Source organism: Corynebacterium sp. HMSC072A04 (genome assembly GCF_001809235.1).
GTDB classification, from domain to species: Bacteria; Actinomycetota; Actinomycetes; order Mycobacteriales; family Mycobacteriaceae; genus Corynebacterium; species Corynebacterium hiratae.
On record NZ_KV796783.1, the window covers coordinates 18,397 to 31,563 of the forward strand.

Annotated in this window: 10 protein-coding genes and 2 pseudogenes; 7 read left to right on the top strand and 5 right to left on the bottom strand. The window is 58.5% G+C overall.

The annotated features are described in order from the left end of the window. Positions 1–6 precede the first annotated feature (6 nt). Together HMPREF2565_RS06230 and HMPREF2565_RS06235 are read left to right on the top strand one after the other, a co-directional pair. A complete protein-coding gene (locus tag HMPREF2565_RS06230) occupies positions 7–990 on the top strand; it encodes a universal stress protein (protein WP_070547018.1) in 984 nt (327 codons plus the stop codon). Between the two features lie 11 nt (positions 991–1,001). Beyond that, entirely contained in the window at positions 1,002–1,484 is a 483-nt protein-coding gene (locus HMPREF2565_RS06235; RefSeq protein ID WP_049154484.1) for a hypothetical protein, read from the top strand. 6 nt (positions 1,485–1,490) lie between these two features. Here HMPREF2565_RS06235 and HMPREF2565_RS06240 read toward each other — a convergent pair whose 3' ends face one another. Further along, positions 1,491–2,420: an oxygen-dependent tRNA uridine(34) hydroxylase TrhO gene (locus tag HMPREF2565_RS06240; protein ID WP_049154485.1), complete on the bottom strand. Its 930-nt coding sequence runs from the start codon at positions 2,418–2,420 to the stop codon at positions 1,491–1,493. A 406-nt stretch (positions 2,421–2,826) separates the two neighbouring features. On the opposite strand from HMPREF2565_RS06240, the pseudogene HMPREF2565_RS14205 reads away from it, so the two are divergent. Both HMPREF2565_RS14205 and HMPREF2565_RS14210 read left to right on the top strand, forming a co-directional pair. Then, positions 2,827–3,036 (top strand): annotated as a pseudogene (locus tag HMPREF2565_RS14205) (helix-turn-helix domain-containing protein); the annotation flags it as partial. A 19-nt stretch (positions 3,037–3,055) separates the two neighbouring features. Continuing rightward, positions 3,056–3,411: pseudogene (locus HMPREF2565_RS14210) on the top strand (helix-turn-helix domain-containing protein); the annotation flags it as partial. A gap of 109 nt (positions 3,412–3,520) precedes the next feature. Here HMPREF2565_RS14210 and HMPREF2565_RS06250 read toward each other — a convergent pair. The 3 genes from HMPREF2565_RS06250 to HMPREF2565_RS06260 form a co-directional block, all read right to left on the bottom strand. Continuing rightward, positions 3,521–4,402, bottom strand: a complete 882-nt coding sequence (locus tag HMPREF2565_RS06250; protein ID WP_083317774.1) for an NAD(P)-dependent oxidoreductase — start codon at positions 4,400–4,402, stop codon at positions 3,521–3,523. A 151-nt stretch (positions 4,403–4,553) separates the two neighbouring features. Next, positions 4,554–5,936: a four-carbon acid sugar kinase family protein gene (locus tag HMPREF2565_RS06255; RefSeq protein WP_070510168.1), complete on the bottom strand. Its 1,383-nt coding sequence runs from the start codon at positions 5,934–5,936 to the stop codon at positions 4,554–4,556. Continuing rightward, positions 5,936–7,315, bottom strand: coding sequence for a GntP family permease (locus HMPREF2565_RS06260; protein WP_070547020.1), 1,380 nt, complete (start codon positions 7,313–7,315; stop codon positions 5,936–5,938). The genes HMPREF2565_RS06255 and HMPREF2565_RS06260 overlap by 1 nt, the downstream gene beginning before the upstream one ends. 426 nt (positions 7,316–7,741) lie before the next feature. On the opposite strand from HMPREF2565_RS06260, the gene denD reads away from it, so the two are divergent. Next, the gene (denD, locus tag HMPREF2565_RS06265; protein WP_070510162.1) at positions 7,742–8,710 is read left to right on the top strand and encodes a D-erythronate dehydrogenase; all 969 of its coding nucleotides are present in this window, start codon (positions 7,742–7,744) and stop codon (positions 8,708–8,710) included. A gap of 338 nt (positions 8,711–9,048) precedes the next feature. Here the strand turns inward: denD and HMPREF2565_RS06270 are convergent, their stop codons facing one another. Beyond that, positions 9,049–10,545, bottom strand: coding sequence for a DUF1846 domain-containing protein (locus HMPREF2565_RS06270; protein WP_071407030.1), 1,497 nt, complete (start codon positions 10,543–10,545; stop codon positions 9,049–9,051). Positions 10,546–10,622: 77 nt separating this feature from the next. On the opposite strand from HMPREF2565_RS06270, the gene HMPREF2565_RS06275 reads away from it, so the two are divergent. Further along, positions 10,623–11,438 carry an Fpg/Nei family DNA glycosylase gene (locus HMPREF2565_RS06275; protein ID WP_071407031.1) on the top strand — a complete coding sequence of 272 codons (816 nt, stop codon included), beginning with the start codon at positions 10,623–10,625 and terminating at the stop codon, positions 11,436–11,438. A gap of 10 nt (positions 11,439–11,448) precedes the next feature. Further along, a complete protein-coding gene (locus HMPREF2565_RS06280) occupies positions 11,449–13,038 on the top strand; it encodes an NAD(P)H-hydrate epimerase (protein ID WP_071407032.1) in 1,590 nt (529 codons plus the stop codon). Positions 13,039–13,167: the final 129 nt, after the last annotated feature.

Genomic DNA, 13,167 nt, shown 5'->3' on the forward strand with positions numbered 1-13,167 from the left:
TGATGAATGGCTAAGAAATCTTCACACCCCGCGGAAGGACAGTCCTCCTCGGAAGACCGTATCCCCCCGCTTCGCGTACTCGTCTCGTGGAGTCCTAGCTCCACGGGCACCGAGGCCATCGAGTTTGCCGCATGGCTTGCGCGTTCCACGCCCGTTCAGATCCGGGTAGTATCCACGATTTCGCAACCCCTCACCGTGACGTCGCTCAGCAAGCTCAGTGGCTCCTATAAGCAGTGGTTCAAGAAGGAGCGCGCAACCTGCGAACGCGCCGTTAAGCAGGCCTTGGACGCAGCCGGGGTGGACAAGGACCAGCTCGATAAGAACGTCTCCGTTCTCATCGCGGGACCGTCCCGCCCGCAGCTGCTGGAGCAAGCGGCTACGGATTTCAACGCGCACGTCATCCTCCTGGGGGCCAACCAGTCCGCGCCGAAGGGCCGTTTCTTCTCCGGTTCTACCGCCGATGCGCTGCTGCACTACTCGCCGCTTCCCGTGGGTCTCACCCCGCGCGGTATCAAGCTGTCCAAGCACGGAGTGACGCGCATCAATTTCGCCTTCACCGAACTTGGCCGCGCTGACGATCCCGCCCTCCGGCACGCAGCTTGCATTGCGCAGCGCGGCGGCATCCCCTTGCGTATCCTGGCGTTTTCCGCCAAGGGGCTGGTCGACGTCCCCCTCGAATACTCCCCCACTTTTCCCTCCGACGCCCCCAATTGGCGCGAGCACTCGCTCTCGCTGTTGGACCGCGCCCACGATTTCATCGCAGAGGCCTTCCCGGAGATTTCCGTCACGACGGACATCGGCAGCGGTCACGGCTGGTCCGGCGCGGTGGATTCGCTCAAGTGGAAGAAGGGCGACCTGCTCTGCTTGGGCTCCTCCCCCATGGGACCGATCGAGCGCGTCTTCATCGGCAGCACCGCCACCGAACTACTCCCCCACGTGGGCGTGCCAGTCCTGGTCTGCCCGAGCACCTATGACCCCGAAGCACGTTAGACTTGCACAGCATGGCAGCAGAGCACCCCGAAAATGATCTCACGTCCGACGCGGACTATACCAACCTGCCTCGCCCAGAGCCCCGCAGCTTTGATGAGCTTGCCGACGAGCCCGATCCCCTCGCCGTCGCCGAGGCCAACCGCCGCTCCTCGCGCCAGGCGCTGTGGTTTATGGTGGCTATCCTTGTGAGCTCGGCGCTGTACGCGCTCCTCCTCGCTGGATTCTTCAGGTTTTTCGGAACCACGACCGACTGCCTCCGCGTGGAGTTCGCCGCTTGGCTGTGCACAAGGACCCAGCGCACGGTGTTCGCCACGACGACGCTGATCATCCCCTTCATCGGCATGATCGGCTGCGCCGTCATCATGGTGCGCAAACTCAAGGCCTACGTGCGCTGGCGCGGTTGGATGGCGATTTTCTGGGTCATGGCCGGCAACTTCATGATCTGGTGCATCAACGACATCCAGATCCTGCTCACCCCGGTGCTTGAAAACTAGCGAAAGCTAGGCCTGCGCCTGGGCCGCAGCCACCTCGGCGCAATCTGGACGCCCACAGTGCTGGGTTTCCACGTGCTGGATACAGTCATCGCAAATGAGCACCTGCTTGCGGCACGTGTCCTCATTAATGCAATTGTGGAAGGTATTCGTCCCCTTCCCACAGTGCACGCAGTGGCCAAGCTGAATAAAGCCTGGATCCTCTAGGCCCTGACCAAACTCGTGGTGCATGCGCTTGTCAAAGACGTACATCGAGCCTTCCCACAGGCCATCGTTGCCGTACTTTTCTCCGTAGCGGACGATGCCGCCGTCAATCTGATAGACCTCGTTAAAGCCGCGGTTCTTCATCAGCGCGGAGAGGATTTCGCAGCGAATACCACCCGTGCAATAGGAGACCACGGGCTTGTCCTTCATCCAGTCATACTTGCCAGATTCGAGTTCAGCGATGAAGTCGTGGGTCGTACGCACATCCGGCACCACGGCATTCTTGAATTTGCCGATTTCCGCCTCCATGGCGTTGCGGCCGTCGAAGAAGACGACCTCCTCGCCACGCTCCTCCACCAACTTGTTGACCTCTTCGGGCTTGAGGTGGACACCACCGCCGATGACGCCGTTCTCATCCACTTTGAGCTCGCCCGGCGCGCCGAAGGCCACAATTTCATCGCGCACCTTGACCGACAGGCGCGGGAAGTCTTCCGCTCCGCCTTCGGACCACTTGAACTCCATCTTCTTGAAGCCCGGGTACTCGCGCGTCTCGCGCACATAGCGCTTACACGCGTCCATGTCCCCGCCCACGGTGCCGTTGATTCCGTGCTCCGAAATGAGGATACGGCCCTTGAGCCCGAGCTTTTCGCACAGGGAGCGCTGCCACAGCATGATCGCGGTGGGGTCCTCGATGGGAGTAAAGCAGTAGTAGAGGAGAATCTTGCCAATAGTCACGCCCGCAAGTCTAGGCCCGCTGCGAGGTAAAACCCCAATCTTTTGGGCACAGCGCTGCAACCGCTCTTAACCCAAAGCCCCAGACCTCGATCCCGAAACCTCCTGGTGGGTGGTGGGGCGTCGCCAAGCGCTTGCCGACGCCCACCTGCGTGCTGTCAAGGGGTGAATGCGCCACTTCGACCGGGAGGTAGTTGTGACGCGTTGGACTCCGAAGGATGTTAAGGAAGCCGCTATTGAGCGCGTGGTGGCAGGTGAGGCAGTTAGTCTCGTCGCGCGTGATGTGGGTGTGGGTCCCGATACGGTTTACGGTTGGTTGAGGGTAAGAGGTGTCGAGCCTCCTGGCAGGCGTGCGAGTCGTCTGCGTGATCCGTTTGTCCGTGAGGCTGTTGGGTTGGTGCGTGCAGGTATGTCGATCAATCAAGCAGCACAGACTGTTGGAATATCGACTGGCTTGCTTCACAGCAGGTTAAAGAAAGCTGGTGTAATCGAAGTGCGGCCTAGACGCGCCCACTTGTCACCTGATGAACGTGCCCAGGCCGTGGAGCGAGTGCTTGCTGGTGAGAACTGTCAGACAGTGGCTGATGCTATCGGTGTGCATCCTTCTACCGTGTATGAGTGGATAAGGAAGCAGCGGTATGCGAAGTCACGCCGGCAGCGACATCGCCGAACGCCTGATGAGGCGGTGGTGTCTATACCAGATACAGGCAAGAAGCTGGGTAAAGATTCTGGTATGCCAGCACCGATGAAAACTCAAGCCGTCGATGGATTTCCTAGCGGCGTATTCGACAAACACGCCTTAGTAGGGCGTGGTCGCAGGCTTACTGTTGAAGACCGTGTTGCTATTGAAGCGGGATGTCGTGTCGGTGATTCGGCACGAGCCATCGCGCAGAAAATCAATAGGCACCACAGTGTCGTCGCCCGTGAAATCACCCGTAATGGTTGGAAGATCGTCGATGAGGACGGCGCAGAGCAGCTGCGGTATAACGCCCACGGCGGAATCAAGCGCTATGCGCCGCTCACCTGCAGGTTGCGGGTTTTAGGTCTGGGGAAATGCGGTGTGCGCTGGAGGCGTCGAAGTCGGTCGCCTAAGTCAATACTCATCAATGCTCGCCGCGTAGCAGTTTGAAGACGATTGAATCGTCCTTACGCCCCACTCCCTCGCGATGTCCTCTGATATAAAGTTGCTCCGCCGTAACTGCAAGTGGTACTTCTTGGTGTACTTCTCGTGCAGCTTCCCCGACTAGTCCCATATCCTTCACAAAGATATCGAGTGCACTACGCACCTCATCAAAGGCCTCATCAACCATCCTCTGCCCGCGATCACCAAACATAAAGCTAGCTGCAGCTCCTGTTCCAAGCACCTTGTGCACCCGGGAGACTTCCAGCCCCATCGAATCCGCTAGAGCTAGTGCTTCGCCAGCAGCTGCGATATGGACGCCGCACAACAGCTGATTTACGATCTTGAAACGCTGGCCGTCGCCAGGACGTTCGCCGACTACGGGGGCGTTTGACGCCATTGCATCCAGAAGTGGCTGAACGACGGCCACAGCGGAACTGTCGCCAGACACCATCATGAGTAGATCCCCTGTTTTTGCTCGTGCGACGCCGCCAGACACTGGTGCGTCAACGACATGTACGCCTGTACCCGCAAGGCCATCAACAGCTTGTTCAATGGCCTTCGGGCCGACGGTCGCCATAATGAGAATTACTGAACCTTGAGAAAGGTGAGGGGAAATTCCTTCTTCTCCGAATAGGACGGATTGCAACTGGTCTCCAGTTGCCACCATAATCGCGGTGACGTCGGCACCAGAAACAGCCTCACGAGCGTTAGAGGCAGCGCTCACTTGAGGTGCTACTGATTCGAGTGAAGAGGGCTGGACGTCAAATGCCGTGACGCTCATTCCAGCTGATGCGGTTGCGAGGGCCATTGGCCCTCCCATGGCGCCGAGCCCGATCCAGGCAACTTTTGGAGTGGTGCGCACTTAAAACTCCCTTGAGTGTAAAAATAAATTGGTAGGTACTGTGAAATTTTCCAGCTAATCTACTCTCGGTGTATGTAGTCATCGGGTAGATTCGCAGTTTTTGATATGCGGATTAAGGTTGGCCCTATTCTTTAGTGAGAAAAGGATAAGCCTAAGCATCTGTCGTGGCAGCTCGTAGCCTTTCAACGACCTCTGCCAAAGCCTCCTTACCGCCTACATTTCCCGGGAAAACTACGTACGGTACTCCGATCACGTCTTCAGGAGCTTCGGTAGCAGTAAACAAGCTAATCTGCCCCTCATAAAACTGACCTTGGACCTTGGCACGCTGAATCCCGAGGCCCGAAGCCGCTACCTCGTGGGATGTAATACCTCCCTTGGCGACGACCCAGGCTGGACGTGCTTCCCTTGCTGCTTGCACCACTGCAACGACTGCATCAGAGACTTGTCGTGCGATCGCGAGAGATTCAGCCTTTGACTCTGTCCTAATCAGTTCTCGACTCGTGTACAGGACGCAATCGGAACTCGCTAGCGCTTCTCTCACACGCATTGAAACCTCATCGATATGCTGCTCACGGGATCCTGAATCGAGCAGCTTAGGAACCTGCAGCTCAAACTCATGGAGATTGCTTCGCTGCTGAAGTACTGCAAGCTGTTGGCTCGTGAGCCCTACGTGTGAGCCAACGACGACGAGCCCATGAGCTGTGCGTGATGGATCAATTTCTAAGGAATCAGAAGTAATCAGTTGAGCGTTTCGCTGCCCAGCTAGGGAGCGAACGAAGGAAGGGCCGCAACGAGTCACAAACACTTTGCCCTGTTCTTCGAGTTCTGCCACTGCTTCTGACACGATATCCATGTCGGAATATTCGGTGGCATTAACTATTATCCAGCGTCGATTCTTCGCCTCGACGAGCTTTGCCTTGACCGTTTCTACGCCACCGTCGCGGATATCGGTGAGACTTATTGAGACACACTCCTCCGCGCGGACTATCCCACCAGACCTCTCTTCAAGAAAGTCCGCAAGGTTCGAGTGGGAATACCCAAATGTTGCGTCGTTCGCAAAGTCAGTGTCCTCCACCTGTTGCGCTTTTCCGTCCACTATGGCGAAGTGAACATCATTTTTAGTGAATCGGCCTGCTTCAATCATCGCCGGGCAGAACAAAAAGCCATCTACTTCGATGTTGTGCTCCGCAAGCGCATCAGCAATTGCATTTGGCTCTGCGATTACGTGGCCGCGAAGCGTTGAATCCGAGCGAGAAACAACATGTAGGCCGCGGCAGTCTTCCAAGCGTTCGACTACGGACCCAACCATTTTGCGGTTGATTTCTACGGCAGCGTCTTCATCGAGGGCGCGCGAATTCGTGAGGACAAAACACGCTGAACCTCGGTTCTGTAGCACCTCGGCCGGAATAGATGGATCAGTATCGAGGGCCACTTCGACGTTCGAAACGCACTGTGAGCCAGTAGGGTCGTCGTCAAGCACCAGAAGACGCCTCGATGGTGCCTCAAAAAGATTCATTTTTTCATGCCTTTCCATTACGCCATTGCTCCTAGTACTAGCCACAAGATTCCAACTACAACGAATCCAACTATTGACATGATCGTTGTCGTCACTGTGTAAGACTTCAACGCTGATGCGGTATCTACTTGGAAGTAGCGGCTCCACACCCAGAACAAAGAATCATTTACATGGCTAAATGCCATCGAGCCGATGCCGACAGTCACAGTCACCAGTGCTACTTGCAATCCATTAAGCTCCAGGGAGGCAATCATTGGTGCCACTAATGGGGCAGTTGTAAGTGCCGCAACGGTTGCGGACCCTTGGGCTGCGCGAATAAAAGCTGCAAGCAACCATGCCAGCACGAGCACTGGTAGCCCCGTGGACACCAGCAAATCAGCTACAGCATCGGCAACACCGGTTTCAGTCAAGACTTTGCCGAAGGTCCCCCCTGCGCCAGTGATCAAGATGACTGCGGCCGTAGCAGGAAGTGCCGAGGCTACAACGTCCTCTACCTGTTCCTTGCCCCAGCCACGTGCAAAACCTAAGACCCCAGTCGCGAATATGACGCCAATGAAAAGAGCGATGGGAGAGTCACCAACGAAGCCCAGGAAATCCCGTACTGCGGTACCTTCATCAAGCATGAGTGTAGATACGGTGCCACCCATAATGAGCACAAGAGGGAGGAGAATCGTGGCAAGAACGAGCCCCACTGACGGTGCCCCTCCATCATCAACTTCGACGTCTTGGTTTGCGGTAGTTCCGGCGGCTTGACTACCAACAGCTGGCACCGGAGAAAAAACCTTCTTGACTATGAAACCTGAGAACACTTGGCCTACCAGCCACATAACGACGGCAGGAATCAGACCAAGTAAAAGAACCATGCCTACATCAGCTTGCATCAGCTCTGAGGCGCCAACGATTCCAGGGTGCGGTGGGAGAACTACATGCACTGTTAGCAAAGCAGCAACTACAGGCAAGGCGTAGGCAAGCATATTTGTTTTTCCACCCATTCGACGGGCCACGGCAAGTGTGATTGGAACGAGCACGATTGTCGCTACATCAACAAAGACCGGAATACCAAAAATAAATGAGGCAGCGCCTAGTGCCCATGGTGCGCGCTTCTCGCCGAAGTTTTTCTCAAGAGAACGAGCTAGTACTTCAGCGCCACCTGAGACTTCCACTATTCGACCGAGCATTGCACCAAGCGTGACAATGAGAGCGACACCTCCGAGTGTTCCTCCCATACCATCTTTGAGTAGAGGTACAACTTCCGAAAGCGGTACGCGCGCTGCAAGTGCCAAAGCGATCGACACAAGTAGCATCGCGATAAATGGATGGGTCTTTGCTCTAATGATCAAAAAGAGAATGAGAGCTACCGCAGCAATGCCGAGCAGCACGAGCGTTGTTGGGGACATTAGAAATCCTCCTCGGTTCCAGAAACTTGGTGAAAGGCAATAAGCCCGCAAGGGTGCCGCCCATTCAGTCCTTGACAAGAATAAAAGACTCAATGTGAGGTGTCTTACGGTAGGATGTTAAAAGTATCTCACATCACTTGCATTGAGGGGAGTCTACCTATGATTGATGCGCGTGCGCTAAATATAAATTCTGCTTTGTTTTTCGAACGCTTATTGCTATAGAAAAGCCTCATCACTTCCGCAGTGCATTGGTTCACGAAAGTGGTTTATGACTTTCTTATTCCTCCCTATCGGAAGGAATTCACCCCATTTTCTATGCCATGGTCTTCAGAACCTTTTCTTGGCTGTTAGTGACTGGCGAAGCCCATCCTCAATACGAGAGGGGCGGGGCGCTGGCGGCCACTACATTCTTCATAAGGAGCAAGTATGAACATCGTTATCACTGGAGGTGCGGGTTTTCTCGGGACCCTGCTTATTCAGCATTTTCTTTCCGAGGCAGACCACGGCAAGCTTGATTTGAACGAGATTGTTTCATTTGACCTTGCTGCTGCCCGGGTGTCAGATCCGCGCGTGCGCTCCGTGGTTGGAGAGATCACCGATCGAGAGACTGTCCTACAAGCAATCACTGGAGAAACTGATGCAGTTATCCATTTAGCAGCCGTGCTTTCGGGTGGTTCGGAGGCGGATTTTGATTCGGCATTGAGTGTCAACATAGATGGCACTCGTTGTCTTCTCGAGGCCGTGCGTCATACTCGTAGCGCTAAGGGGGCTCATCCTGCACGGTTCGTCTTCACGAGCTCTCTTGCCGTGTTTGGGGGCAGTCTTCCGCAAGTAATGCCTGAATACTGGGCCACTCAGCCTGACTCTACCTATGGGGCAACCAAGTCCATTGGAGAGCTGCTTGTCAATGAGTATGGACGAAAAGGCTTCGTAGATGCTCGCATTTGCCGACTCCCTACGATCTCGGTGCGACCTGGTAAACCGAATTCTGCCGCGAGCTCATTTGCTAGCGGGATCATTCGTGAGCCTCTTAACGGTGTGCCGTCGGAGGTCCCCGTGCCGCACGATACGAGAATGTGGCTTGCATCGCCGCAAGTAGCAGTTCGTAATCTTGGAAGGGCACTCTTAGTTGAAGGCTCAAAACTCGGCTCGTGGAGAGTTATGAATCTTCCAGGAATTTGTGTCACGGTTGGCGAAATGCTGGATTCGCTTGAGCGTGTGGCTGGCTCTGAAACGAGAAAGCTTGTTAGTGACAAGCCTGATGAGAGTATTGCTGCGATAGTTACAAGCTGGCCGGGAAATTTCGATGTGTCAAGAGTGGAAGCCTTAGGTTTTGAACGTGATCGTGATTTCGATTCAATGGTGCAGCAATACCAGGATGACTTCTTGAGCTAGTTAGCCCGGGGTATTGGTGGCTTCGTTCTTCGATTGCGAACGACTGATTGAGTTTCGTCTTTTTCTGCGTGCCTCTTTCCCGGGACTTCAGTGGTTGACTAGGCGACCTGGTAGAAACCCTGGCTGGAATACGGGATGGGAGCATGATCCCTCCCCTGCACTTTGTCCACTCGCGTGGGTTGGCCCAGGCCAAAGCCCCAGACCTCGATCCCGAAACCTCCTGGTGGGTGGTGGGGCGTCGCCAAGCGCTTGCCGACGCCCACCTGCACCTTTCGGGTTCCAGGTCTGGGGGAATGCCTGCGGGAAGGCGCTTCCAGCCAAGGTCCAGCAGGTGAGGTCTAGCGCTTCTGGTACAGCGCGCTCTTACGAGCGAAGACCGGATCGGAGGTCACGAGCACCCCGAGGTTGCGGAAGATGCCTTCATCCACAGAGCCCAGGATGGTGGTGGTGTGGACGTCGCAGCCCTGCAGTTCCTTCAATGCATCGAGGGCGCGGCGCGCATTCTCATCCTTCGCCGCGGATACCGACAGCGCGATGAGCACCTCGTCGGTGTGCAGGCGCGGGTTCTGGGAGCCCAGGTGCTTCGTCTTCAGCGTTTGGATGGGCTCGATGGATTCCGGGGACAACAAATGCAGCTCATCATCGATACCGGCCAGGTGCTTGAGCGCATTGAGCAGCGCGGCTGCGGAGCAGCCCAGCAACGGGGAGGTGCGGCCGGTGATGATGGTGCCGTCGTGAAGCTGCAGCGCGGCTGCCGGACCGCCGGTCTCCTCCGCTTTCTCACGCGCCGGTAACACAACCGGGCGGTCGGTGGACTTGATGCCGGCCTTCGCCATGACTACAGCGGCGCGCTCGGATTGCGTGGTGTCGAGGCCATTGCGGGCCTCCTCCACCAGCGTCTTGAAGTAACGGCGGATGATCTCCTGCTGGGATGCCTCGCGGCAGACCTCATCGTCGGTGATGCAAAAGCCCACCATGTTCACGCCCATGTCCGTCGGGGACTGGTAGGGCACAGTGCCGGTCAGGCGCTCCAACAGCGACTTGAGCAGCGGGAAGGCCTCGACGTCGCGGTTGTAGTTGACCGTCGATTCGCCGTGCGCGGAGAGGTGGAAGTGGTCGATGACGTTGGCGTCGTTGAGATCCACCGTGGCCGCCTCATAGGCCAGGTTCACCGGGTGATTAAGCGGCAGGTTCCAGATGGGGAAGGTTTCAAACTTGGCGTAGCCTGCCTGCACGCCGCGCAGATTCTCGTGGTAGACCTGCGAGAGCGCGGTCGCCAGCTTGCCGGAGCCCGGCCCCGGCGCGGTGACCACGACGAGGTCACGGGTGGTCTCCACGTAGTCGTTCTTGCCCAGGCCGTCCTCGGAGACAATGAGGTCGATGTTGGCGGGGTAGCCCGGGATGACGCGGTGGCGCGCCACCGTCAGCCCCAGGCGCTCGAGGCGCTCGATGAAGGCCTCCGCCTGGCTGTTGCCATCCTCGAGCTGGGTCATGACGATGTTATTGACCAGGAAGCCGCGGTCCCGGAAGACGTCGACAAGCCGCAGCACGTCATCTTCGTAAAGGATTCCCAGGTCACCGCGCATCTTCTGACGCTCGATGTCCTTGGCATTGATGCAAACGAGGATTTCTACGTCATCCTTGATGCGCTCGAGCATCGCAATCTTGTTATCCGGCGTGAAACCGGGCAGCACGCGGGAGGCGTGCATATCGTCGAAAAGCTTGCCGCCCATCTCGAGGTAAAGCTTCCCGCCGATTTCTTTGCGCCGAGCGTTGATGTGCTCCGACTGCAGTTCAATGTATTTTTCACGGTCAAAACCGAGTGCGCGCCCCATAGTATTTAGGCCCTTCCGTTCAACGGGTAGTACCCGGAAAGTCTACAGCAGCACAGCCCCCGCGTAGACTTCCTGACATGCCTGAGGGACACGTTATTCACCGCCTTGCTCGGACACTCAATGCGGATTTCCGTAACAAGCCGCTGGCCGTGAGCAGCCCCCAAGGTCGGTTCGCTACGGAGGCCGCGCTTGTCGACGACTCCCGCCTCTTACTCGCCGAAGCCTTTGGCAAGCACCTCTTTCTCCACTTCGATGCGGATAACCCGCGCCACGTTATCTACATCCATCTGGGCCTCATCGGTTCCCTACGCTTTGAGCCGTCTGCCGATGTCTGGGGCCAAATCCGGCTGCGCATCGATAACGGCACCACAGCCGCGAATCTGCGCGGCCCGCAGTTCTGCACGCTCATTACGGAGGAGGAATACCAGGCCAAGGTGGCGAAAGTGGGCCAGGATCCGCTGCGCAAGGATGCCGACCCGGATGCCCTATGGGCCCGCGTGCATGCCTCGCGGCGCAGCATCGGCGCGATGCTCATGGACCAAGGCCTCTTTGCTGGCGTGGGCAATATCTACCGCGCAGAAGCCCTATTCCGCCAAGAACTCTCCCCCTTCATCCCCGGCAACCAGCTCGACCGAGCAGAGTTCGATGCCATCTGGTCTGATCTGGTCGATCTCATGGACTACGGCGTCGAACGCGGCCGCATCGACACGGTCCGCCCCGCCCATACGCCGGAGGCCATGGGCCGCGAGCCCCGCAATGATGATCACGGCGGCGAGGTCTACGTCTACCGTCGCGCCGGGCAACCCTGCTACGTGTGCGGCACCGAGATCCGGGAGCAGCTCATGCAGGGCCGCAACCTCTTCTGGTGCCCTACCTGCCAGCCCGCGCGCTAGGGTGTGGGTTATGCGCCCTGCTTATACCGTCGCCACTGTCCGTGCCGCTGAGAAGCGCCTGCTGGAACAACAGTCTCATGAGGATCAGCTCATGAAGCTGGCCGCCGCGGCGGTGGCAGAGGCCGCCTCGGTGATGCTGGAGGCACGCCCCGGCGCGGTGCTCATTCTTGCCGGTTCCGGCGGCAACGGCGGGGATGGGCTCTACGCCGGTGCGGCGCTGGCCTCACGCGGGGCTACGGTCCATGCCCTGGTCCCGGAACGCTGCCACGAGGAGGCCCTCGCTGCGTTCCGCAGTGCTGGTGGCACGGTCCTTCCTTCCGCCGGCACGCTGCCTAGCGGCAGCGCGCTGCTCATTGACGCCATCGCCGGCCTCGGCTCCGCCCGGGGCCTCTCCGGTGCAGCTCTGTCCCTCTACCGCGATACCACCGCTGCCGGGGCTGCAGTCTTAGCAGTCGACATGCCCACCGGCGTCGATGCCGATACGGGAGTGTGCGCCGCGGATGCCGTTAACGCCGATGTCACCGTCACCTTTGGCTCGCCACGCCTCGGCCACGCGCTGGCCGCCGAATGCGGGCAGGTTGTGGTCTCCGATCTCTTCTTGCCCGGCGCGCCTTCTTTCGCTGAGACCCTCGCCGAACTCGATGAACCAGCGGCATTCATCGCTCACGAGCCCTCCGTTCCGACGCCCTTTGCGTGGCAATCGGGCGAACTCGATCTGCCGGGCGGGCGCGCTTCCCGCCCCTGGCCGGTTGGCTGCACGGGCCCCATCACCGATCCCACACCAGGCGCGCGCTCCGACAAGTACTCCGGCGGCGTCGTTGCCCTTGCCGCCGGCAGCAACACGTACCCGGGTGCGGGAATCCTCTGCGCCACCGCGGCGGTGCGCGCCACGCCCTCGATGGTGCGTTTCATCGGGGATAACTCGATTACTTCTCTGCTGCCCGAGCTGGTCTGCCATCCAGATGTGTCCTCCGCCGGGCAAGCCCAAGCCTGGGTCGTGGGCCCTGGCCGCGGTACCGATGCCGCGGCGGCCACCGAACTGCGCAAGGTGCTAGCGCAGGACCTGCCCACCGTTCTCGACGCCGACGCCCTGACGCTTCTAGCGCGCAATACCTCCCTGCGCCAGCAAGTTACCAAGCACCCGATGACCATCCTCACCCCGCATGAAGGCGAGTTCCGCCGCCTCTATGAGGCCACTTTCGGATCTGCTCCCGATGCGTCTGATGGCTGGAGCTGCGCCCTCCACGAGCTAGCCGACGAGCTAAACAGCATCATCCTGCTCAAGGGCCGCTTGACCCGCGTCACCGCTCCGGGCCAGCCGCTCTATTCCTTCAACGCCGGTCACTCTTTTGCCGCGACCCCCGGCTCCGGGGACGTGCTCTCCGGTATCCTCGGCGCGGTCATCGCCCAGCTCTTCGCCAGCGCTCCCGCCGCGTCACCTGCCGGGGTCATCGCCGAGGTCCTCCACGCCGGTGCTATCCACGCGCACGCGGCGGCCATCGCGGCCGAGACCCCCGAGGGCTTCGCGCCATGTTCGGCCTCCCAGATTGCGGCGGCCATCCCGCGGGCCATCGCGCGGCTCCTCAACGCCGAGCGCTAGCTCCTTGGCCCGGCGCTAGCTCCGCCGCTAAGTACGTTTCGATCAAATAGCGCCCCAGAAATTCGAAGATCTGGGACCTTGTTTGATCGATCCGTACCTGGCCGCCACCACCTTGGTACGTTTTCGCAA

Coding starts and splice junctions, on each gene's coding strand:
- HMPREF2565_RS06270 (WP_071407030.1), bottom strand. CDS start 10,545: ATGGGGCGCGCACTCGGTTTTGACCGTGAAAAATACATTGAACTGCAG.
- denD (WP_070510162.1), top strand. CDS start 7,742: ATGAACATCGTTATCACTGGAGGTGCGGGTTTTCTCGGGACCCTGCTT.
- HMPREF2565_RS06255 (WP_070510168.1), bottom strand. CDS start 5,936: ATGGAAAGGCATGAAAAAATGAATCTTTTTGAGGCACCATCGAGGCGT.
- HMPREF2565_RS06260 (WP_070547020.1), bottom strand. CDS start 7,315: ATGTCCCCAACAACGCTCGTGCTGCTCGGCATTGCTGCGGTAGCTCTC.
- HMPREF2565_RS06275 (WP_071407031.1), top strand. CDS start 10,623: ATGCCTGAGGGACACGTTATTCACCGCCTTGCTCGGACACTCAATGCG.
- HMPREF2565_RS06280 (WP_071407032.1), top strand. CDS start 11,449: ATGCGCCCTGCTTATACCGTCGCCACTGTCCGTGCCGCTGAGAAGCGC.
- HMPREF2565_RS06235 (WP_049154484.1), top strand. CDS start 1,002: ATGGCAGCAGAGCACCCCGAAAATGATCTCACGTCCGACGCGGACTAT.
- HMPREF2565_RS06230 (WP_070547018.1), top strand. CDS start 7: ATGGCTAAGAAATCTTCACACCCCGCGGAAGGACAGTCCTCCTCGGAA.